The sequence below is a fragment of the Salegentibacter sp. genome (assembly GCF_041642575.1).
Lineage (GTDB): Bacteria > Bacteroidota > Bacteroidia > Flavobacteriales > Flavobacteriaceae > Salegentibacter.
In genome coordinates, this window is the sequence record NZ_JBEPWD010000025.1 from 1 (window position 1) to 23,624 (window position 23,624).

Annotated in this window: 16 protein-coding genes; 11 read left to right on the forward strand and 5 right to left on the reverse strand. The window is 39.8% G+C overall.

The window, feature by feature from the left end:
• The 7 genes from ACESK1_RS06085 to ACESK1_RS06115 form a co-directional block, all read left to right on the forward strand.
• Positions 1 to 899, forward strand: an 899-nt coding sequence (locus tag ACESK1_RS06085; protein ID WP_372918964.1) for a tryptophan 2,3-dioxygenase family protein, incomplete at its 5' end; no start/stop codon positions are given.
• A gap of 5 nt (positions 900 to 904) precedes the next feature.
• Positions 905 to 2,137 carry a peptidoglycan DD-metalloendopeptidase family protein gene (locus ACESK1_RS06090; RefSeq protein ID WP_372918966.1) on the forward strand — a complete coding sequence of 411 codons (1,233 nt, stop codon included), beginning with the start codon at positions 905 to 907 and terminating at the stop codon, positions 2,135 to 2,137.
• 121 nt (positions 2,138 to 2,258) lie between these two features.
• Positions 2,259 to 3,890, forward strand: coding sequence for a glucose-6-phosphate isomerase (gene pgi, locus ACESK1_RS06095; RefSeq protein WP_372918968.1), 1,632 nt, complete (start codon positions 2,259 to 2,261; stop codon positions 3,888 to 3,890).
• A 179-nt stretch (positions 3,891 to 4,069) separates the two neighbouring features.
• Positions 4,070 to 6,643, forward strand: coding sequence for a TonB-dependent receptor domain-containing protein (locus tag ACESK1_RS06100; RefSeq protein WP_372918970.1), 2,574 nt, complete (start codon positions 4,070 to 4,072; stop codon positions 6,641 to 6,643).
• Between the two features lie 12 nt (positions 6,644 to 6,655).
• Entirely contained in the window at positions 6,656 to 8,365 is a 1,710-nt protein-coding gene (locus tag ACESK1_RS06105) for a hypothetical protein (RefSeq protein ID WP_372918972.1), read from the forward strand.
• Between the two features lie 124 nt (positions 8,366 to 8,489).
• Positions 8,490 to 10,130, forward strand: a complete 1,641-nt coding sequence (locus ACESK1_RS06110) for an Ig-like domain-containing protein (protein WP_372918974.1) — start codon at positions 8,490 to 8,492, stop codon at positions 10,128 to 10,130.
• Positions 10,131 to 10,394: 264 nt separating this feature from the next.
• Positions 10,395 to 13,070 carry a TonB-dependent receptor gene (locus tag ACESK1_RS06115; RefSeq protein ID WP_372918976.1) on the forward strand — a complete coding sequence of 892 codons (2,676 nt, stop codon included), beginning with the start codon at positions 10,395 to 10,397 and terminating at the stop codon, positions 13,068 to 13,070.
• An 81-nt stretch (positions 13,071 to 13,151) separates the two neighbouring features.
• Here the strand turns inward: ACESK1_RS06115 and ACESK1_RS06120 are convergent, their stop codons facing one another.
• A complete protein-coding gene (locus ACESK1_RS06120) occupies positions 13,152 to 13,868 on the reverse strand; it encodes an energy transducer TonB (protein ID WP_372918978.1) in 717 nt (238 codons plus the stop codon).
• A 201-nt stretch (positions 13,869 to 14,069) separates the two neighbouring features.
• Between ACESK1_RS06120 and ACESK1_RS06125 the strand changes: the two genes are divergently transcribed.
• On the forward strand, positions 14,070 to 14,513 hold the full coding sequence (locus ACESK1_RS06125; protein ID WP_372918980.1) for a hypothetical protein: 444 nt from the start codon (positions 14,070 to 14,072) through the stop codon (positions 14,511 to 14,513).
• Here the strand turns inward: ACESK1_RS06125 and ACESK1_RS06130 are convergent.
• A complete protein-coding gene (locus tag ACESK1_RS06130) occupies positions 14,510 to 15,574 on the reverse strand; it encodes an endonuclease/exonuclease/phosphatase family protein (protein WP_372918982.1) in 1,065 nt (354 codons plus the stop codon). The genes ACESK1_RS06125 and ACESK1_RS06130 overlap by 4 nt on opposite strands.
• Before the next feature lie 100 nt (positions 15,575 to 15,674).
• On the opposite strand from ACESK1_RS06130, the gene ACESK1_RS06135 reads away from it, so the two are divergent.
• From ACESK1_RS06135 to ACESK1_RS06145, 3 genes are all read left to right on the forward strand, one after another.
• A complete protein-coding gene (locus ACESK1_RS06135) occupies positions 15,675 to 18,488 on the forward strand; it encodes a carboxypeptidase regulatory-like domain-containing protein (RefSeq protein WP_372918984.1) in 2,814 nt (937 codons plus the stop codon).
• Positions 18,489 to 18,499: 11 nt separating this feature from the next.
• Positions 18,500 to 19,876: a DUF5689 domain-containing protein gene (locus ACESK1_RS06140; RefSeq protein WP_372918986.1), complete on the forward strand. Its 1,377-nt coding sequence runs from the start codon at positions 18,500 to 18,502 to the stop codon at positions 19,874 to 19,876.
• Positions 19,877 to 19,943: 67 nt separating this feature from the next.
• Complete coding sequence (locus tag ACESK1_RS06145; protein WP_372918988.1) at positions 19,944 to 20,348, forward strand: hypothetical protein; 405 nt, start codon at positions 19,944 to 19,946, stop codon at positions 20,346 to 20,348.
• A 93-nt stretch (positions 20,349 to 20,441) separates the two neighbouring features.
• Here ACESK1_RS06145 and ACESK1_RS06150 read toward each other — a convergent pair whose 3' ends face one another.
• The 3 genes from ACESK1_RS06150 to ACESK1_RS06160 all read right to left on the reverse strand — a co-directional run bounded on the left by ACESK1_RS06150 (position 20,442) and on the right by ACESK1_RS06160 (position 23,540).
• Positions 20,442 to 21,179, reverse strand: a complete 738-nt coding sequence (locus tag ACESK1_RS06150; RefSeq protein ID WP_372918990.1) for a hypothetical protein — start codon at positions 21,177 to 21,179, stop codon at positions 20,442 to 20,444.
• A 94-nt stretch (positions 21,180 to 21,273) separates the two neighbouring features.
• A complete protein-coding gene (gene hflX, locus ACESK1_RS06155) occupies positions 21,274 to 22,497 on the reverse strand; it encodes a GTPase HflX (protein ID WP_372918992.1) in 1,224 nt (407 codons plus the stop codon).
• Positions 22,498 to 22,643: 146 nt separating this feature from the next.
• Complete coding sequence (locus ACESK1_RS06160; protein WP_372918994.1) at positions 22,644 to 23,540, reverse strand: DUF3078 domain-containing protein; 897 nt, start codon at positions 23,538 to 23,540, stop codon at positions 22,644 to 22,646.
• Positions 23,541 to 23,624: the final 84 nt, after the last annotated feature.

Consider the following 23,624-nt stretch of genomic DNA (forward strand, 5'->3'; position numbering starts at 1 on the left):
AGGACCTCGGTTCCTATCTTGATGGGCTCTTATACGATAAATACCTCACCTATTGGGATTATATCAGTATTGACACTCTCTTAAGTCTCCAAAATACCCTAACGCATTTTCCCGATGAGAAGATCTTCATTTCTTATCATCAGATCACCGAATTATATTTCAAGCTCATAATTCATGAGCAAAAACAAATAATTGAAGCCAAAGATGAAGATGCGGCATTTTATACTGAAAAATTTCACCGATTAAATAGATACTTCAGGATTCTTACCGATTCTTTTGATGTAATGATCAAAGGGATGGATAGGCAACAATTTTTGAAATTCAGAATGGCGCTCTTGCCTGCGAGTGGATTCCAGTCGGCGCAGTTCAGAATGATAGAGATCTATTCCACTCCTCTTGAAAATTTAGTTCCCTTTGAGAGTCGCGCTGAATTTTCTGCTGAAAACGAATTCGAAGAATTGTTGGAAAACATATACTGGAAAAGAGGGGGCATAGACCTGAAAAGCGGTGAAAAGACGCTTACTCTTAAACAATTTGAAGAACGTTATACCGAAAGCTTTTTAAAGTTGGCACGTGAAGTTGAAGGAAAGACCCTCTATCATACTTACCTGAATTTACCTGAAGAAATTAAAAATAATTCGGGATTAATTAATGCATTGCGTAATTTTGACGTTTATGTAAATATCAATTGGCCTTTGATGCATATTGGTGCCGCATATCGCTATTTGAATAAAGACAATAAAACCATTAAAGCAACCGGAGGTACTAACTGGAAGGAATTTCTTCCACCGGGCTTTCAAAAAAACAGTTTCTTTCCTAATTTGTGGAGTGAAGAAGAATTAAAAGAATGGGGCAAAGAATGGGTAGAAAATAAGTTTAATACAGAAAAAACAGCTTGAAAAAATTGAAAAAGTTTAGTTACCTGATGTTGATAATGCTGGCCTTTACTGCCTGCAATGAGGAAGTGAAGGATGAAGCCATGAATAAGGATATGGCAGAGGTGAAGGCGCCACCGGTGGTAAAAGAATATGGTTTTGTGCTCAACGATTTTGAGGTGGTGGTTGATACTATTGCCAGAGGAGACTTTTTTGGAAGTATCCTCGATAGACAAGGTGTGAGCCCGGCAAAAGTGCATGAAATCGCAGAAAAGGTAAAAGACACTTTTAATCCTGCAAGGATAAGGGCCGGCAAGAAATATATAATCTTAAAAGATAAAGACTCTGCCCAAACCCCAAAATTCTTTATTTACGAGAATGACAAAATAAACTATACGGTAGTAAACCTGGAAGATGTTAGTGCCTATAAAGATAGACGACCCGTTACTATCAAAAAACGAGAAGTTTCCGGGGTGATTACCTCTTCCCTTTCAGAAGCGATGCAGAATCAAGGCTTGAGCAATCTCCTGGTTTATGAACTATCCAATATTTACCAGTGGAGTATTGATTTCTTTAAACTTCAAAAAGGAGATCAGTTTAAAATGGTTTATGACGAAAAATATATTGACGATACTGTTTTTGTTGGAATTGAAAATGTGGAGGCAGCTGTTTTTAAGCATTCCGGAAGACCTTTCTATGCTTTTAATTATGAAACCGACTCAGTAACGGGGCAGGCCAACTTTTATGATGAAGAGGCCAAAGCACTTCAAAGCTTCTTTCTGAAAGCTCCTTTAAACTACAGCCGAATTTCAAGCCGTTATACCAAGCGTAGATTTCACCCTGTGCAAAAGCGGTGGAAAGCTCACTTGGGAACCGATTACGCTGCTGCCACCGGCACTCCTATTGTAAGTACGGCCGATGGTACTGTAATTGCTTCAAGTTACACCTCTGCTAACGGGAATTATGTAAAGGTGCGTCATAACGGTAAATACACTACTCAATACCTTCATATGTCTAAACGAAATGTACGCAATGGCCAAAGTGTAAAACAGGGCGATATCATTGGGTATGTTGGAAGTACCGGCCTTGCTACCGGCCCCCATGTATGTTATCGTTTTTGGGTCAATGGTCAACAGGTTGATCCTTACCGCCAGAATTTACCTACTGCAAAACATATTGAAGATGAGCATAAAGAGACTTACTTCGCTACTATTGATGAGCTAAAACAGAGACTCGATAAGATTCCCTATCAGGAAATTTAAATTGAACCCTACCGGGATTCTGAAACCTCTATTATTTTTTTAAGTTGAATACGAGGCCTTCTTCGTATTTTTCTTTTTTAAATTTGCACTTCATTTGAATTTTTAATTAAAAATAACCGCCGTGAAAAATATAAATCCAACTCAAACAACTGCCTGGAAGAAGTTATCTGAACATTATAAGGAGGTAAAAGACCTGGAGATGAAGGAATTATTTAATCAAGATTCCGATCGTGCAGCTGGATTTACCTTAGAATGGGAAGATTTATATCTCGACCTCAGCAAAAACCGAATTACTTCAAAAACCAGGGAGTTACTTAACGACCTGGCCCGTGAGTGCGCGCTACCGGAAGCTATTGAATCATATTTTTCGGGGGAAGCAATTAATAAAACAGAGGGGCGCCCGGTTTTGCATACCGCATTAAGGGCTGCCGATGATGCCGAAATTAAAGTTGATGGAGAAAATGTAGTTCCTGAAGTTCAGGAGGTAAAAAGAAAGATCGAGAAATTCACCAACTCGGTTATAGATGGAAGTAAAAAAGGTTATACCGGCAAAGCCTTCACCGATGTTGTAAATATCGGCATTGGCGGTTCAGATCTCGGACCGGTAATGGTTACTGAAGCCTTAAAACACTATAATAATCATCTGAAGGTACACTTTATCTCGAATGTAGATGGGGATCATGTACATGAACTTATTAATGACCTTAACCCGGAAACCACTCTTTTCCTGGTTGTTTCTAAAACTTTTACCACCCAGGAGACAAGATCGAATGCGACTACTATTCGGAATTGGTTTAGAAAAACAGCACCACAGGAAGCGGTGTCACGGCATTTTGTGGCTGTTTCCACCAACCTGGAAAAGGTAGAAGAATTCGGAATTGATATTCAAAACGTATTCCCGATGTGGGATTGGGTTGGTGGTCGCTTTTCACTTTGGAGTGCTGTAGGCTTGTCTATTAGTCTTGCCGTAGGTTATAATAATTTTGAAGCGCTTTTGAAAGGAGCCCAAAAGATGGACCGTCATTTTAAGGAAACCGATCTTTCAGAAAATATGCCTGTGCAACTGGCAATGTTAAGTGTATGGTATAATAACTTCTTTAAAGCCGAAAGCGAAGCCGTGATTCCTTATACTCAATATCTTCACAGATTACCGGCTTATTTGCAGCAAGCTATTATGGAAAGCAATGGCAAGAGTGTAGACCGTAATGGGGAAAAGGTAGATTACCAAACCGGAACCCTTATTTGGGGAGAACCCGGAACCAATTCACAGCACGCATTTTTCCAGTTGATTCACCAGGGCACAAAATTGATCCCTGCCGATTTCATTGGATTTAAAGAAAGTCTTTTCGGGGATACCGACCATCATAACAAACTTATGGCCAACTTCTTTGCTCAGACAGAAGCCTTGCTTCAGGGAAAAACTGCTCAGGAAGTGAGAAAAGAACTTGAAGAAAAAGGGATGACCCAGGATGATCTGGAAGAACTACTACCTTTTAAAGTTTTTGAAGGAAACAAACCTACCAACACCCTTTTGATTGATAAACTAACTCCTGAAAGTCTTGGGAAACTTGTGGCTATGTATGAACATAAGATCTTTGTTCAGGGGGTGATCTGGAATATTTTCAGCTATGATCAATGGGGAGTAGAATTAGGAAAACAATTGGCAACAAATATTCTTACCGAAATAGAAAACAAGGACTTAGCCGACCATGACTCATCTACTAATAATTTGTTAAAGCACTTTATGCAGTAAATTGGGGTTCTGAGTAAAAAGCTTTCAAATTTTAGTCCTCATAAATTCAATTAGTTATAAAATTGTTATAATTTTGGCCACGCAAAAGTTAAAAATCTTAACATTCAGATAAAGTATCGAATGTGGAAATAGGTTTCTTTTGCAAGGAAAAATTAACTCAAAACAAACAATTTTAAAACATGAGGAAATTATTAGCTCTAGCCTTGTTTTTAACATCCGCTACCATTTTTGCTCAGGGAACACTTACCGGAAAGGTAATGGATTCTGACATGGGAGGTCCACTTCCTGGAGCAAACGTAATGGTGGAAGGCACCAGTACAGGAACAACCACAAATTTTGATGGAGAATTCAGCCTAAAAGTGAATGAAGCTTCGGGTACTCTTGAAATTTCATTTGTTGGCTATGAACCCTATCTTTTGGATTACTCAATTCCGGAGATGGGTCAAACCGTAGATCTTGGCGAAATAAGCCTAAATCCTGATGCGGCAGCCTTAGATGAAATTATAATTACCAGCTATTCTCTGGCTATTGATCGAAAAACTCCGGTTGCTGTTTCTACAATTCAGGCTGCAGAAATTGAAACTCGTTTGGGAAACCAGGAATTTCCTGAATTATTAAATTCAACTCCGGGTGTTTACGCTACGAAATCTGGTGGGGGATTTGGAGATGCGGAACTTCGTTTAAGAGGTTTTAATTCCGAGAATATTGCTGTAATGATTAACGGCGTTCCTGTAAACGATATGGAAAACGGACGCGTTTACTGGAGTAACTGGGCAGGACTTTCTGATGTTACCCGTTCTATGCAGGTGCAAAGAGGTTTGGGTGCAGCGAGGGTTGCTGTTCCTTCAATTGGAGGTACTATAAATATCCTTACCAAAACTACCGACATGGAAAAGGGAGGAAATATTTTTGCCGGTACTGGAAATGACGGGTATCAAAAATATGGCTTTACTTTGTCTACAGGTCTTTTAGATAATGGATTTGCCGCAACCATTAGCGCTTCAAAAACTTCCGGTGACGGGTATATAGATGGAACTCCATTTGAGGGATATTCTTATTTCGTGAATCTTTCTAAAGATTTTGGAGATGATCACAAACTTTCTTTCACTGCCTTTGGTGCACCACAGGAGCACGGACAAAGATGGAACAGACTTCCAATTAAAACTTTTAGAGAAAGCGACCGTGACGAGAAATACAATACAAACTGGGGATATAAAAACGGTGAATTCTTTACGTTTAGCGAAAATTTTTACCACAAACCTCAAATTAGCTTAAACCATTTTTGGAGAATAAGTGATAGAACCGATGTTTCTACCGCGGCTTATTTTTCTACCGGGACCGGTGGAGGAATGCGTGTATTAGGTGAAGATAAAACCCAGGGCCCTGATTACCGCTTCGGAGAAATGCAACCAGTTAATTTTGACGCAATTGTATCTGAAAATATAGAAAGCGGTGCGCTTGGTTCAGAAACCATTAGAGGCTCTAGCCGAAATGATCATACCTGGTATGGTATCCTTTCAACATTAAGCACCGATATTACTGATGAACTAGAGCTTATGGCCGGTTTAGATTTAAGGAGCTATGAGGGAAGACATTTTCAGGAAGTAGATGACCTTTTAGGTGGAAGTTACTTTTACAGTGATAGAAATGTAAACAATCCTGTTCATGCTGCGCAGGTTGGAGACAAGATCAATTACAATAACGACGGTCTTGTGAACTGGATCGGTGGTTTTGCTCAAGCCGAATATTCAAATAATCAGCTTTCTGCTTTTGCCAACCTTGCCATTTCAAATACCGCTTATAAGCGAATTGATTACTTTAGATATTTAGATAGTGACCCAAATCAGGAAACCGATTGGGCCAACTTTATGGGGTATAGTGCAAAAGGTGGTGCAAACTATAATATTGATGACAACCATAATGTTTTTGCCAATGTTGGTTACTTTGAAAAAGCACCATTTATGAATGCTGTTTTCTTACAGAATGATAACATTCTGAATGAAAACGCAGAAAACCAGAAAATAACAAGTGCTGAACTTGGTTATGGCTTCAGAAGCCAGGCTCTTTCAGGTACGATTAACGCTTACTGGACGAACTGGAAAGACAGAACACTAACCAGATCTTTTGAAGGCCAGGGAGGTGAATTAAGAACTGCCAATATTCTTGGAATTGATGCCTTGCATAAGGGTGTTGAACTTGATTTCAGGTACAGACCATTAAATATTGAAGCACTTGAAGTAAGAGGTATGGTATCTGTTGGAGATTGGATATGGCAAGATGATGTAACCGGTGTAGAAATTTTTGATGAAGAAGGGCAATTGGAAGAGACGGTTGATATTTTCATTAAAGATCTTAAAGTAGGAAACTCGGCCCAAACTTCTATGGCTTTAGGCGCTGATTATGAAGTCCTGGAAGATTTAAAATTGCGTGCTAACTGGATGTACTTTTCTGATTTATATGCAGATTTTGACCCGAACGATCGTTTGGTTACCAGAGATGATGATGGAGAGATAGACGAAAGCCAAAGAATGGGCCAGGCATGGGAAGTTCCTGCATACAGTCTGCTTGATTTAGGTCTTACCTATGGATTTGATTTTGGTGGATTCGATGCAGTCTTAAATGGTAATGTCAACAACATTCTTGACACTACTTATATTGCAGACGCAAGAGATTCAGATGGTACAGCAAGAGGAGCCGAGGTATGGTACGGTTTCGGAAGGACCTTTTCTTTTGGTCTAAAACTTAATTTCTAAAAAATACACAAAATGAAAAAGTTAGTTTATCTTTTTATGATGATAATAGGTTTAGCCTTTACCGGTTGTGAACCTATGGAAGACATCCATGAAGAAATTGATGCAACCCTGGATGATGGCGTAGAAGGTAGTACAGATTATGTGCTTACTGAAGAAGATTATGATGCTTTAGACCTTGGCTTTGGTAGCTTTAATTCTGTGGACGAAGCAGGAGAATTAATCCCTGGATTATTGACCAATCACTTTCCGGTATGGGGTGAAGGATCGCTTGTAAATGTTACTTTTAATCTTTATGATCCTATCAGGATTGAAGAATATACCGTTGCTTCTTCAGAATATGCCGAAATCGGTCTTGAAGAGAATTATTTCGCAGGATTTGGAGATATCGAAGATTTCCTTGAATATAAATATCCTAGAGCAGAAAACGGAGATTATGTAGAGCTAACCTACCAGGTACTTGCCGATGAGGAGAATTACACCCTGGATGCTGATGATTTCGATCTAATCGAAGAAAAGCTTGGTGATACCTATCCGGAACCGGCTTCAAGTGCAGGAAATTACAGCAACTTCGAAAGAAGAGATAGTAATGACGCTTACTGGAGTGAGGAAATGATCCTTGAAGCTATTAATGTGGTTCTTTCTGAAAATATTGATGGCGTTGTTGGACAGAAATACAATGTTTCCTACAGAATATATGATGGTAGCGCAGGTACTGAAAGTATGACTGTTCAATTTGATGGTAATGCCTATATCTTAGCCAGCGGAACTGCTTATGAGTTAGATAATGATGACTATGATTTTATAGGTGATGAATTGGGTGATGATTATCCTGGTCCTGCTGGCAATGCAGCTCAGTTTAACAGCTTTGACGTAAGGTCCAGCAGCGACAATTACTGGAGCAACGAAATGATCCTGGAGGCTATTAACATCCTGCTAATGGAAGAAAATCCAACAGCAGAAGATGGAGCTAAATTTGATGTTTCTTACGATGTTTATAGTGGGAGCGTTTCAACTGTTACTAATTCTGTAGTAATGGTAGATGGTGAATATGTTATAGATGAAGAAGCCTCTGTTTCTACCATTGAAGAAACTAATGTTTATGCTTTTACAAACGGTCGTTGGAATGAGCCATATATGCTTCCCGAAGATACATATCAAGATGAATTTGAACAGCAATATGGAAATTTTGATGATGAAGAAGAAGCAGCCTTTTACATAGCAAGGTACATCGAGCCTATGTTTCCTTATGCTGAAGAAGGTGATTATTTCTCGGTGGGTTATAATTTTTATAATGGGGACGATACAGTAACTCGCTATGCTAACTTTATCTTTGAAGGTGGTGAATGGAACTATATCCCTAGCACCATTGAAGAAACTATTCAGTTTGGGCATAATGGAGAAACATGGGAGCCAGATAACACTATTGCGTACACTTTAACCGAGGCTGATTTTGAATTCATCGGTGATGCTTTCATAGATACTTATCCCGGCCCGGCTGATAACGCAGGCTATTTTGGAAGTTTTGACAGGCGGTCAACTTCAGATAACTATTGGAGCAATGATATGATCCTTGAAGCCTTAAATATTTTCTTAGATGAATTAGATCCTAATGCAGAAGAAGGTCAGCGTTATGCTGTCACCTATGAAGTCTACACCGGATCGGCTGGATTTGAAACTATGAGTGTGATAAAAGAAGATGGAGAATGGATTCTTAATGAATAAGAATAAAATTAAATAATATCAGAAAAACCTCTTATCTGTAACGGATAAGAGGTTTTTATTTGCCGGAAGGTGTACTTTCTTTCAGGCAGTTTAACAGCTTTTAATTGAAAAGGAAAAACAGAAGATGAAAAAACTATTTTTAATAAGCCTTTTGGCTTTCGGTATCAATGCCTGTAGTAGTGATGATGGAGTGGATCCGGTGGTTACACCCCCAGCAGAAAATATGCCTGAAGCCGTGGATGATGCTCTTAACGCCAGTGAAAACACGCAGTTAATAATTGAGGCTGAAACCTTACTTGCAAATGACGAATTGGTAGACAAAGCCAGGATCACTTCTATTGATAGCGAGACTTCAAATGGAGGGACCCTAACAGATAACCGGGATGGCACCTATACTTATATGCCTCCTGAAGACTTCCAGGGTGAAGATAATTTTTCTTATACTATTTGTGTGCCTTTAAGCGATCGCTGTGATACAGCCGAGGTGGTTGTAAGCGTTGGAGATGCCGGAGATCCGGTTGCAAGAGATGATGAATATGAAACCCAGGAAGGTACTACTCTTTCTATTAAAAATTATCTGGAAAATGATGATGTAGTAGATAATGCCACACTTTCTACCATAAATACCGATGAAACTTCAGGTACTGTGGTTTTGGAAAATGATGGTTCAATTACCTATACTCCGGAAAATGGATTTTCCGGGGAAGACACCTTCTCCTATACAATTTGTGATGATGATGAAACTCCGTCCTGCTCTACCGCTCTAATAACTGTACTGGTAATAGACGCAGGTTCTCCTGTCGCTAATGATGATTCTGTGATCCTTCAGATGGGAAGTTCTGAAACAAGCCTTGGAAACCTTTTGAACAATGATGAGGTTATTGATGACGCCGAAATAACTTCAATAGACGATTCCAGCACAAGAGGAACAGTTACTTTAAAGGACGATGGTACGATAACTTATCAACCGCCGGCAGATTTTGAGGGAGAAGATTCATTTACTTACAGCCTATGTGATAATGATCAACCAGATCCTACCTGCAGTGAGGCTACAGTGAGCATCCAAGTAATTTCAGCAATGAGCTTTGATATTCCGGCTGAAATTGCAGATTACTACCAGGGACTGGCAATTTCGGGAGATGAGGATATGAATTTCCAGGTGCTTTCAGAACTTACTATTGGTCAACACACAACGATCTTATCCTATGGAGAACGTCATCAATATCTTTATGATGCCGATGAAGATTTGAATAACCCTGATAATGTAATTCTTATCTATTCCGGAGAGAGCAGATATTGGGAAGAATATTGGTCTGATTCTAACACCTATTCTCCTCAAACATTCAATACCGAACATATCTATCCGCAATCCCGTTTGGAAAGTGAGGAAGCTGTAACCGATTTGCATCATTTAAGAGTAGCAGATGCCGATGTTAACGAACTAAGATTAAACTTTCCATTTGTTGACGGTAGCGGAAGCTATGAGCTTATCAATAACAATTCCTGGTATCCCGGAGATGAATGGAAAGGGGATGTTGCCCGAATGGTTTTGTATTTAAATCTTCGGTACAATGAGGATATTAGTAAAGTTGGAAATCTTGACCTTTTCCTTAAATGGAATAGAGAAGACCCGGTGTCTGAATTTGAACAACAGCGAAACAACGTAATCGAAACAGCACAAGGTAACCGAAATCCATTTATCGATAATCCTTACCTCATTACTTTAATCTGGGGGGGAGAAGCTGCCGAAAATACCTGGGATTAATCTAAGCCCTACTTCATAATTTTATTAACCTGAGCCCGATTTGACGATTTGTTCAAATCAGGCTCAGGTTTTTTAATATGTTAAAGCCACGTGTTAATAAGCTGTTATTATTTTTAATAGTCTTGTTGTCAGATAACTAACTAATATTCATAGCTTTGAGTGACCTGATGTTAAAGTTAAAACCTTAACATTTCCGTAAAGAACGACATTGGAAAAAAGTCTTCTTTTGCGACGAATTTAAATCTCAACACAAACAAAATTAAGATGAGGAAACTATTAGCTTTAGCGTTGTTTTTAACAACTGCTACCATTTTTGCTCAGGGAACTATTACCGGAACGGTAATCGATTCTGAAATGAACAGTCCCCTTCCTGGTGCGACTGTTATGGAAGTTGGAACCAACAATGGAACCACTACCGATTTTGATGGAAACTTTAGCCTGGACGTAAGTACAGCTACCGGAAAGATTAGAATTTCATTCGTAGGTTATGAGGCCCAGACCATTAATTTTGATGTTGCTCAGGGTGCTACTCAGGAACTTGGAAGAATTAATTTTAATCCTGATGCCGGAGCCCTTTCAGAGGTAATCGTAGTGGGTAGAGGGGTAATCGACCTTGAGGAAGATCGTAGAACTCCAATTGCCGTTTCTACCATCACAAAATCCGAAATTCAGCAGAAAGCTGTAGGAAACGTAGAATTCCCGGAATTGATGAAAAATGTACCATCGGTTTACGTTTCTAATCAAACCGGTTTTGGAGATTCACAAATGTTTCTTCGTGGATTCGATCAGACTAACACCGCCTTCCTTTTAAATGGACAGCCAATTAACGGGATGGAAGATGGTAGAATGTACTGGTCTAACTGGGCCGGAATGGCCGATATCGCTAATGCCGTTCAGGTGCAACGTGGTTTGGGTTCTTCTAAACTAGCCATTTCTTCTGTAGGTGGTACTGTAAACATCGTTTCTAAAGCTACTGAAAGAAGTGAAGGTGGTTTTGCCCGTCTTATGTCCGGTAACGACAGCTTCCTAAAAGGAACCGTTAGTTACGATTCAGGGTTAAATGATGACGGTTGGGGATTTTCCTTCATGCTTGATCACTGGCAGGCACACAGAAAATATGCTCAGGGAACCGAAGGTTCTGGTCAGAATTATTTCCTTTCTGTAGGGAAGCTTCTTGGAGATCATAATTTTAACTTCCTGGTTTTTGGAGCACCACAACAACACATGCAGGTTTGGTCACAACCAGAACAAACTGCCAGAGAATTTAGAAAATACAACCAACATTGGGGTTGGGATCAGGGAGAAATAATCTCTGAAAGAACAAACTTTTACCACAAGCCGGTTATGAACTTTAACTGGGACTGGGATATCTCAGAGGAATCTTCACTATCTACCGTAGCCTATGCTTCTTTTGGTCGTGGTGGTGGAACTGGTCCTCTTGGAAGAGGAGCTATTCGTGAGCCTAACTACGATATCGCAGGAGGAATTCGCGGACAATTGGATTTTGGAGCCATTCGCGAAGCTAATGCTGAAATTGGGGTTGGAAACGATCCTGGTGGAGCCGGATATATTAGACGTGCTTCTATGAATAACCACCAATGGTACGGATTGGTATCTAACTTCAATCACGAGTTTAATGAAAACTGGAATATGAATGCTGGAGCAGATATCCGTTTCTACACGGGAGATCACTTCAGACAGGTGATTGATTATTTTGGACTTACAGGTTGGGCAAACGATCGTCCCGACGGAAGAGTGGTAACCGAGTCTTTCAGTATTAATCCGTGGAAAACCTTCTTCAACTCTGCTGATGAGAATGAAAGGATTAACTACGATTATTCAGAAGACATCAATTACCAGGGGGCTTTTGGACAATTAGAATATGGTACAGATTCTTTCTCTGCCTTTTTCCAGGGAGCACTTTCAAACCAGTCTTACCAGAGACAAAACAGATTTGCTACAGATGCCAATGGAAACCAAACCACTGAAGAATCTGAAAAGACCAATAAAACAGGTTATAACCTGAAAACCGGTGCGGCTTATAATTTTAATGATAACCACAGTATTTTTGCGAATGCAGGTTTCTACAGCCGTCAACCATTCCTTGATAATATATTCGCAGCAACGGCAGAACTTGCTACTCCTGCAGTAGAAAACGAGGAAATAACCGGAATAGAAGCCGGGTATAAATTAACCGAAGGTAACTTCAGATTAAACGTAAACCTTTACCGTACCGAATGGGCTAACCGTTTTGTATCCAATGGAAATGTTATTGCAACTTACGAAGGTATGACTCCAGAAGGAGAAGTAGAATTAGGTGAGGAAATTGACATTAGCCGTGAGCAAACCGATGTTACTCAAATCCATAAAGGTATAGAGATTGACGGGCAGTACCGCTTGAGCAATAAGCTTAGACTTGGCGCCTATGTTTCTATTGGAGATTGGAAATATGCTGAATCTACTCCTTACCGAACCAGAGATTTTAGGGATAATACTTTCTTTACCAATAATGATATAGATCAATACAGGGATCGTGAAGGAAATGAATTACCGGATAATTTCTTCAATGGAGAGGTTAACCTGGATGGAGTAGAAGTGAGCAACTCGCCACAAACCTCTGTGGGAATCAACGGGATGTATAATGTTACCGATGCCTTTAAAATTGGTCTTGACTACAACTACTTTACCAGGCTTTATGAATTCGTAGACGTAGCTGATGTGGTAGCTCAGGGAAGTAGCTACGAAACTACCGAGCTTGATAGCTACGGAGTGGTAGACTTCACTACTGCCTATGATTTCGATTTTGGCGGAAACAAATTTGTACTTGCAGCCAACGTTTATAACCTGTTCAATAGTGCATACATAAACCAAACTGATGCCTTTGGAGTATTCTACGGTCTTGGAAGAACCTGGAATGCTTCGCTTACTTACAGATTCTAGTAGATTTTAAAACATCAATGACAAACGCCTCCGAATATTCGGAGGCGTTTTTATGTATAGGTAATTCATACATTCTGTATTTTAATCCTCAACCTGGAAAATTATTGGTAAGGCATAGCTTACGTTTACAGGCTTTCCACGTTGTTTCCCGGGTTCCATTTTGGGCAAGGCTTTAATAAGCTTTTCGGCTTCTTCTTCCAGCCTGGGATGCGGTGCTCGTGACTGTATGTTTACGATGTTTCCTTCAGTATCTATTTGAAATAAAATTGTAATTCGGTTTATACCAGAAAGTCCTAACTCACTGCCCAGGTCCTTGTTGAAGTTTTCATTTACATAGGTGGTGATTTTCTCACTCATGCAGATTTTTCTCGCTGCATTATCATTAAGTTCCTCACATCCCGGAAATATTGGTACATCTTCAATCAAAGTAAAAGGAACTGTTTCTACTTTTTCATCTGGCTTATGTTCAACTATTTCCTCTGGTTCTACAAAATCTTCCAGACTTATCTCAGTAGACTCAATTTCGTCTTCTTTAAGCTCTGGATCATCTTCGATTACATCTATTACATCGGGAATTACAGGAGGTTTTGGAGGGGGCGTATTAAGCGGTTCGGTAACTGGAATTTCATCTTCTTCAAAAGTATCAAAATATACCTGCTCTTTGGTAAAGTCTTTCTTATCATAGGTTTTCCATTCTATTAAGAGTAAAGTGGCCAACAAGGCAAAGATGAGTCCGATTGATAAAAACAGATTAGATTTTTTTCGAAGATCGGCTTTGGCATTTTTCTTAGGTTTCATAAGATTATAGATTAATAGTTAGTAATTAAATAACAAGAAACTCAATTAAATGGCTGGTATTTTGAATAGGTATCAATTAAAATGCCAAAATATTGATGATTTATTCAGATTATGCTGAGATTAATTTCCTGCTTTAAACTAAGAAGTACATTTAAGGTACTTTTTTATAGAAAATCCTATATTTACTAAAAATTTACTTTTATGTATCCAACTCTACAATTCATACATTCTTATTGGGCCTATTTGGTATTAATTGTTCTGCTTATTGCTGCTGTAAATGCCATTGTTGGTTATACCACCAACAAAGAATATGGTGCGACCAATTTCAGGCTTGCACTGTTTAGCCTGATCACCTCCCATATTCAATTGTTAATTGGACTGGTTTTGTATTTCGTGGCCCCTTACTTTCAGGCCTTTTCCGAAGTAGGAATGGGCGGGGTAATGAAAGATTCAACACTGCGGCTTTACAATGTAGAGCACCCATTAATTATGATAATTGCGGTGGTGCTTATTACCATTGGATATTCCAAACACAAGAAGAAACTCACTTCTAAACCAAAATTCAAGATCCTGGCAATTTTCTATACTATAGCATTAATTTTAATGCTTAGCAGGATCCCCTGGAATGTCTGGTTTAATTTTTAAGGTATTTCCTTGATAAGATAGATATAAACCGGGAAATGGTCGCTGTAACCGCCTACGTAACCTCCATAGCCATAACTTCGGAAGGGATAACCTTTGTATTGACCGTCTGGGGTATGTAAATAATTTTTATTGAAGATCCCCGCTTTATAAAATTGATATTTAGAATAATCTTTCTGAAGGAATCTTCCCGTGAGTATTATCTGGTCAAAGAGATTCCAGCCATCGCGATAGGCCAAGGTGCCCAGGCCTTGTTTCAGCATTTTTTCCATAGGGTTGTAAAGTTCCCTGAATTCGGTTTTTTCTGGGTTGTCCTTGGTTTCCAGCACCTTCTTTAAACTTCTGTTGGTGGGATCGTCGTTAAAATCGCCCATACTTATAATCTTAGCGTAAGGATCCAGCTGAAAAAGTGAATCTATAATCTTTTGGTTAAGCTCTGCTGCCTTTTCGCGTTTATAGCTGCTCCTGGCTTCACCTCCGCTTCGGGATGGCCAGTGATTTACCAAAAAATGCATTTTCTCCCCATCAAGCAATCCACTAACCACTAGTTGATCTCTGGTGTAAACCCTTTTTTCAGGATCTACAAAATCATAGATCATTAGGCGACGGGACTGGGAATTTGTAGGTTTAAAGATCGATTTTTTATAAAGCAATGCGACATCAATGCCGCGACGATCGGGGGAGTCGTAATGCACAATTCCATAATCTGAAGCCTTAAGTGCATTTTCATTCAGAAGATCTTCGATCACCTTCCGGTTTTCCACTTCGCAGAGGCCTATAATTGTGGGTGAGGTTCCGGTCACATCTGTTCCTATTTCCGCTAGTACCATAGAGATGTTTTTGAGCTTGTCCTGATACTTGTCTTCCGTCCAGACATCCTTTCCTTCAGGGGTGCGATCATCATCAAAAGTGAAAGGATGATTTTCGGTATCGAATAAATTCTCAACATTATAGAATGCGATAGTATTGATGTTGAAATTTCGCTTTTTCTGGGCAAAGCAGTAATCAGCAAAAATCAAAAAACATAGACAAGCGGTTATCCCCCGTATTTTTCCCCTAAGCATTTCCTTACAAATTTTTTGATTTCATCATATAATGTACAGTTTTTTAGCGTATTACGAAATTAAAAGTTAAAATTATAAGGAATAATGGGGAGTATTAGAGATGAAAAGTTTATTCGTATTTATTAATCTTGGGTTTATTATTTTTTCGTCCGAGGCGCAGGAAACTTCTTTAAAGGGAAAAGTGGTTGATGCGGTTACCTATGAAAATATTTCCGGCGTAAAGGTATCTATTGAAAATTCAGCCTATGAAATAATAACCGATGCAACAGGATATTTTACATTTTCGGGAGAAGATGTGCCTCTTGGAAATCAAGTGCTGCATTTTTCTAAAAAAAGCTATGTAGAATTAAGGCTGCCGGTAATAATTGAAGAAGGAACAGAAAAGAATCTGGACCTGGTACCTCTTCAAACAGACTTGAATGACGAACAGCTTCAAATAAGCACCATCAGTCTTTCTGATGATGAGTTGAATGATGATGAAGCTAGTGTAGATAATATCGCCGGGCTGCTGCAGGCGTCCCGTGATGTTTTCCTGAACGCCGCTGCATTCGACTTTAGTCAGACTTTCTTTCGTCCCCGGGGATATGACAGCGAACATGGCAAGGTTCTAATAAATGGCATTGAAATGAACAAAATTTTTACCGGCCGTCCACAATGGAGCAACTGGGGCGGTCTCAATGATGTGCAGCGCAACCAGGTATTTTCTATGGGACTTTCTCCAAGTGAAGTAAGTTTTGGTGGACTGGCGGGAACAACCAATATCATTATGCGGGCCTCTCAGTACTCCAAGGGTGGCAGGATTTCGTACGCCTTCGCCAACCGAAGTTACAATGGTCGCGTGATGGGGAGTTACAGCTCTGGAGAATTACCGAAAGGTTGGGCATATTCGGTTTCGGCTTCCCGAAGATTTGCCGAAGAAGCATATAATGATGGATCGCTGTATGACGCAAATGCCTTTTATATTGCCGTGGAAAAGAAATTCAACGACACCCATAGCCTGAATTTTACCGGCTTTTACACTCCAAATATCAGGGGAAAATCTTCCCCTAACACTCAGGAAGTTTTCGACCTTAAAGGCAGGCGTTACAACGCCTATTGGGGCTACCAGAACGGAGAAATACGAAACTCCAGGATTCGGGAGATCAAGGAACCGGTATTGATGCTGAATCATTTCTGGACAGTCTCCGATAAAACTGAAGTCAATAATAATCTGCTTTTTCAGTTTGGAAAAACCGGGAATAGTCGCATAGATTATGGTGGTACAAGGCTGGTGATGTTAGGAGATCAGGAAAGTTTTGTGGGTGGAGGCGCCAATCCGGATCCCACTTATTATCAGAAATTACCAGGATATTTTTTACGTTTTAGCGATAACCCAAATTACGAGGCCGCCTTTCGGGCCCGGGATCATTTTATTGAAAAAGGACAATTGGATTGGGCAAAATTATATGCGGCCAATAAGAGTGCCGGTTATAGTATTTATGCATTAGGTGAAGATCGTAACGACGATAAATTGATCAGTGCGAACTCGATTATTTCTTCTGATCTGAATGAAAACATCAGTCTTAATTCCAAATTGTCATTTACCAGCCTAAACAGCCATAATTTTGCTTCGGTTAAAGACCTGCTGGGTGGTAATGGCTATCTCGATGTGGATTTCTTTGCTGAAGGTGATGCCGAAACCTCCCTGGGAGATCGTGCCCAAAGTGACCTCCAGAATCGCAACCGGATAGTAGGAATTAATGAGCCCTATAAATATAATTTTGAGCTCAAAGCTAACACGGCCGAAGCATTTGCCCAGCTTCAGTTCAATTACACCGAAGCCGATTTCTATGCAGGGGTAAATTTATCTCAAACTACATATCAGCGTAACGGATTATTTCAAAATGGTAACTACCCGGAAAATTCTTTAGGTGAAAGCGAAAAACTTCAGTTTACAGGCTTCGGAGTTAAAGGTGGTGGTACCTATCGCTTAACGGGACGACATCTTTTTAGTTTGAATGCAGCCTACCTGGCTAAACCTCCCAATTTGCGAAACTCTTTTTCTAATTCCAGGCAGAATAATGAAACAGTGTTGGGATTAGATACCGAAAAGATCTATACCGCAGACCTGAGTTACCGGTATCAGGCTCCTAAATTGAAAGTGAGACTTACGGGTTATTTTACCCAAATAAATGATGCTACCGAGATTTCTTTCTATTATGCCGATGGTCTGTCGGGGCTTGGGCGCACCAGTACCACGGCATTTGTTCAGGAAATTTTGACGGGGATTGGGAAACGCCATCTGGGCGCAGAATTTGGAGTTGAGTCGCAGATAACTACGACTATTAAGCTAAAAGCCGCAGCGGCGGTGGGGCAGTATACCTACAGCAACAATCCATATTTATATTTAACATCAGATGATTTTGAAGAGGCGGTACATTACGGCACTTCCTATCTTGAAAATTACCGGATTGCCGGTGGCCCGCAAAGAGCTGCACAAATTGGTTTTGAATATCGGGATCCGGGGTTTTGGTGGATTGGAACAACGTTGAATTTTTTCTCACACGCTTTTCTTGATGTAAGCCCCCTAACCCGTACGGCAAATTTTAAGCTGGATACAGATGCCTTGCCCTTACTTAATTATGATGAAGAAATCGCAAGGAAATTACTGGAGCAAGAGCAATTTCAGGAGTATTTTTTAATGAATATTATCGGCGGAAAATCATGGCTGGTAAAAGGAAAGTACATCGGTTTCTTCGTGAGTTTGAATAATATTTTTGACGAACTATATAAAACCGGTGGTTTTGAACAATCCCGGAATGCCAATTACCGAACCTTAAAAACCGACCAGGAAAGGGAATATCCCATTTTTAATCCCAAATACTGGTATGGTACGGGAGCAAGCTATTATGCGAATTTTTATGTGAGATTTTAAAGATGAAGAATATGAGAGTATTTATGAATATTGGCTTTATAGGATTTTTTCTGGTTTCCTGCGTGCAGACAGATGATTTTGAAACCCCAATCGTAGAAACAGAAGAATTTACCTTCAATGGGAATGTCACTAATATTTCGGCGGTAAAAAACAATTTTGATCCTGAAAATAATGACATCTACACTTTTTCAGAAACAGATACTTATATGGAAGCTTACGTGGTTTCCAGTGATGAAGCCGGGAATTTTTATAAAGAACTGGTCCTGCAGGATCGCCCGGCTAGCCCTACAGCCGGGATTTTAATTCTGGTAGACGATAATTCCCTTTTTGAAACTTTTGAATTCGGGCGGAAGATCTATGTGAAATTAGATGGATTGAGTCTTTGGCAAAACAACGGAGTAATTCAACTAGGTAAACAAAACAGGGGCGACGTAGTGGCCATTCCTAATTCTCTTATAGACGACCATCTTATCAGAACCACTGAAACAGTTGAGATCACGCCGCTTCCCCTGGAGATTTCAGAATTTAAAACAGAACACCTTAATTTATATATAAAGCTTGAAGACGCTCAGTTTAACCGGCAGTTAATCCGGGAGGATTTACGCTTTACTTTTGCAGGGGAACAAATAGACGAATACGACGGGGAGCGTCAATTAGAAAGCTGTGTTACCGGTGCGACCACGATTTTATCGAGTAGTACTTTTTCCGGTTTCAAATCGCTGTTACTTCCACAGGAATCGGGGAGTATTGAAGGCGTGCTCTCCCGAAATTTTTACGACGATTTTTTTGTGTTAGCTATAAATACTCCCGAGGCTATTGATTTTAATCAAGAGCGTTGTGATCCGGAATTCTTCTCTTGTGGTGAAAATGCTACCTCAGGACCGGAAGTTATTTTTGAAGAAAATTTCACTAACATCACCAGCAAAGAAAAACTTGAGGCTGAAGGTTGGACCAATCTTAATACCAATGGTGGAAACGAAGTTTTTAAACCAGGAACTTTTGATGGGGATCGTTATATAAGAATTTCCGCGTTTAATACTGAGGAAATTCCCCTTGAGGCGTGGTTGGTGAGTCCGCCAATAAATTTAGATAATTCGACTTCCGAGGTTCTTTCCTTTGAGATTATGGCTTCGTATGATAACGCAACAATTCTTGAAGTTTTAATTAGCAATGATTATTCGGGAAATCCCTCAACCACAGATTGGATGTTGCTGGATGCGAAAATCCCGGTAGGACCCTCCAATCAATATGGCAATGGATACATCAAAACTGAATTGGATATTTCCTGCCTGGACGGGGTGATAAATCTGGCTTTCAGATATCTAGGGTCGGCACCCGATAAAACAACTACTTACGATATAGATAATATTCGTATTACGGGACATTGATTTTTTACGTAAATTGAGGTTTGATTATTTTAAATTCAGCTTGTCTATGAACTAACTCTACTAACCAATGAAATTTCATTTTTCCCTCTGTTTTTTATTTTTAAGCCTGGGGCTTTGTGCCCAACAGTCTCAGGATCTGGAAGGTACCTGGCGATGGACTTCTCCTAATGGAGAAGATAATTTTGAGCTTATCCTCGAGTATATGGATGGCAACAAGATGAGAGGTAAACACTGCTCTGTATTTCATAATGGCGAGAAAATGGATTGCCAGAGAAGGGAGAACGACTACAGCATTAGTCTTATTAAAATAGCCAAAAACATCTACGATGGTACCATTGAAAGTCGATACAGCGCAACAGTCGGAAGGATTAGAGTGCAGTACCACCCACAAGATGTAAGTATAAGTTTTGTCCTGAAAGCCTATCCACCAGGGGAATTCTATTTGCCGGACAGAGCATTATTGTACAGATAAGTGAATTAAGAAAAGTATGAAAAGATATAAAAACGCCATCTTGTTTTGAAAGTATTCAGAACAAAATGGCGTTTATTTAAATAGTTGATCTTTTTATTTTTTATTCTGATAAGCTTCTGAATATGGAGACCAGATCTCGTAAATAGGATCTCCTTTTGAGCTGGTTCCTTTGTGATGCCACTCGCCGTCCTTAACTTCATATTCAAACTCCAGGCTCGCACCCACACGACTATCGTCTCGGGAGAAAAACTCAATATTCTCGGTATACGTTCCATTCTCTGCAGAATAAGTGCCTCCTCCCGTGCCACTGAATTCTTTAGTAGCCGAATTGAAAGCGATCCACTGGAAGCGTCCTCCGCTTAATATTTTTACCGTACGACGGTCTCCCGGTGTCATGGTGTTCATTTCTCCATTTCTTTCACGGCCGGTAATGACCCAGGTCCCGGTTAGATCATCACTTTTATCAGAAACGCGTTCCCAGATTTTGGTGTGTACACCATCGGAGACCTCAAACTTATCTTCCCCATCCCAGGAAATATTAAAATCATTATTCACCCCGATCGCATCAGGATCAGCGGTATCAAAATCTCTTTTTTCGTTTAGAGTTTCATCATCAGTGAGGGTAAATTCTCCACCGGCAGCACTCATAAATTTATTATCAGGAAGAGATTTCACTCCATGAGCGAAATATCCATCCTGGTAAATCCTTATCACTTCCCGGTTCGTGACGTCTTCCCCGTTCATATGAACCAGTTTCCAGGAACCTTCAATGGTTTGGGCTGAAAGGATTCCAAACCAGAATAAGAGCGGTAAAAAAAGTATTTTTTTCATAGTTTAAAGTCTTGGTTTTCATCTAATTTACAATAATTAAAGAAAAAAACCTCTTAAAAAGAGGTTTCGAAAACTTAAAAAGTGAATGGAAAAGTTATTCTTTCTCTTCTCCGTATTTATCATATTCAGGATACAGGAAATTATTATATGGGAAACGGGTAATATGAATTTGTCTTACTGCTTCGTAAACCTTTTTCCTGAATTCCTCCATATTTTCCTTGTTAAGGGCTGAAATAAAAAGAACATTGTCTCCCATTCGGTTCATCCAGGTGTTTTTCCATTCCTTCAGACTATAGTGTGCAGAGGTTCTCTCGGTCATAAGATCATCCTCCTCAATTTTCTCCGCCTTATATTGATCAATCTTATTAAAAACCATAATTGTAGGCTTGTCATTGCTTTTTATCTCACTCAAGATCTGGTTGACCGATTCAATATGATCTTCAAAATTTGGGTGGGAGATGTCTACTACGTGTAGTAACAGGTCTGCTTCACGTACTTCATCTAATGTAGATTTAAATGATTCTACCAATTGTGTAGGTAGTTTTCTTATAAATCCAACAGTATCGGTAAGCAGGAAAGGTAGATTTCTTATCACAACTTTTCTTACCGTGGTGTCCAGAGTTGCAAAAAGCTTGTTTTCAGCAAAAACCTCACTTTTGCTTATGGTGTTCATTAAGGTGGATTTCCCAACGTTAGTGTAACCTACTAAAGCAACCCGAACAAGCTGCCCGCGATTTCCACGCTGCACCTCCATCTGCTTGTCTATGGTCTCCAGTTTCTTCTTAAGAAGAGCGATCTTATCTCTTACAATCCTACGGTCGGTCTCGATCTCGGTTTCCCCGGGACCGCGCATTCCAATACCACCACGCTGGCGCTCAAGGTGGGTCCACATTCCCGCAAGGCGAGGTAACAAGTATTCGTATTGTGCGAGTTCTACCTGGGTTCTAGCATAACTGGTTTGTGCACGCTGCGCAAAAATATCGAGGATAAGCGTGGTTCTGTCCAGCACCTTGCATTTCAGAATCTTTTCTATGTTCTTTTGCTGGGCAGGAGAAAGCTCATCATCAAAAATAACGGTACCAATATCGTTTTCTTCCACAAATTCGCGCACTTCGTTCATTTTGCCTGAACCAATAAAAGTCTTGGGATTTGGGGAATCCAGCTTCTGGCTAAAACGTTTCTCAACTTCCCCACCAGCAGTATAAGTGAGAAACTCAAGCTCATCCAGATATTCATCCAGTTTTTCTTCATCCTGGTGCTGGGTTACTATCCCTATTAAAACAGCTTTTTCGTGAGTTAAATCGGTTTTTTCAATCATATTACAAAGTTACAGAATAGATCGCTATTGCAGTTTTTCCTGCTTTTAATTCAACATAAATTTAACGAAGACAGAAACTAAAATTTAAAAAACCTGTAATCTCGAGGCAATACAGGTTCATTTTATTTTAAAAATCGGAAGTATTGTTAAAGGGCGTAATTAAATCCTAACCCAAAAACCTCACGAATCTGGAAGCCTTTTACTGCATTATCGTCGTAGATGGCCTGGAAGATGAGGTTGGTAGAAAGATAATCGTTAATCTTCAGGTTCATATTCATCGTGTAATCTATATCTACATTCTGCGGATCTTCAAGGTAGTTTGAATAAAGGTTCAGCAAATTTTCCATCGATACATTTTCTATAATGCTGAATTTCGCATAGGCCGAAACCGAGGCCCCTACTTCCCACCGGGTAGATTTTTCAGCGTCCACACCAAAATAGTCTCCGTCAACATACCCGGGTGCTGAGGTGAAATCTGAATCTACCAGGATCATTCTTCCTGTTGCAGGCGAAATATTCACATAAAGATCTTCGCTTTTTTTCCAAAGCATCCCGGGTCCAAACTGTAGATAAGCGGGGGAAAGCAAATTCGTGTATTCGGTTCTGATGGTTTCTCCCGTTTCGGCATCTTCACTGTAATTATAGCCTTTGGTTATCTGGGTTCTGAAATTCAGAAAAAGTGAATAAAACCAGTTAGATTCCTCAACCTGCTTCCCTGCTATAGAATTGAATTCAAGTCTGTCGCTGGTTTTTCGCGCAAAGTCATCGCTGCGTTGTTTGGTCAATCCGTAATCAAGGATAAACTTATTATCCCAGGTGATATCGTCTCTTAAATAATTTAAATTATAATTAAGTAATAGGTTTCCGGCGATGTTTGAGGTGCCTCCACCAGTCCACTCATCATTAAAAGCCGACTGGTTGAAAAGAAGGACGAAGTTACCTTCCTTCGTCCATCCTTCTTGCTGTTCTTCCTTCTCTTCTTCCTGGGCTGTTAAATTGAAAATCCCGGCAAAAAAGGCCAGGCATAGTATAATTTTTTTCATTGGTTGGTGTTTAAGAATTCCTATAGTTAAGTTACTTAAAAAACTTTTCAATGATATTCGCCTTCGCGGAAATGATTTTGGTAA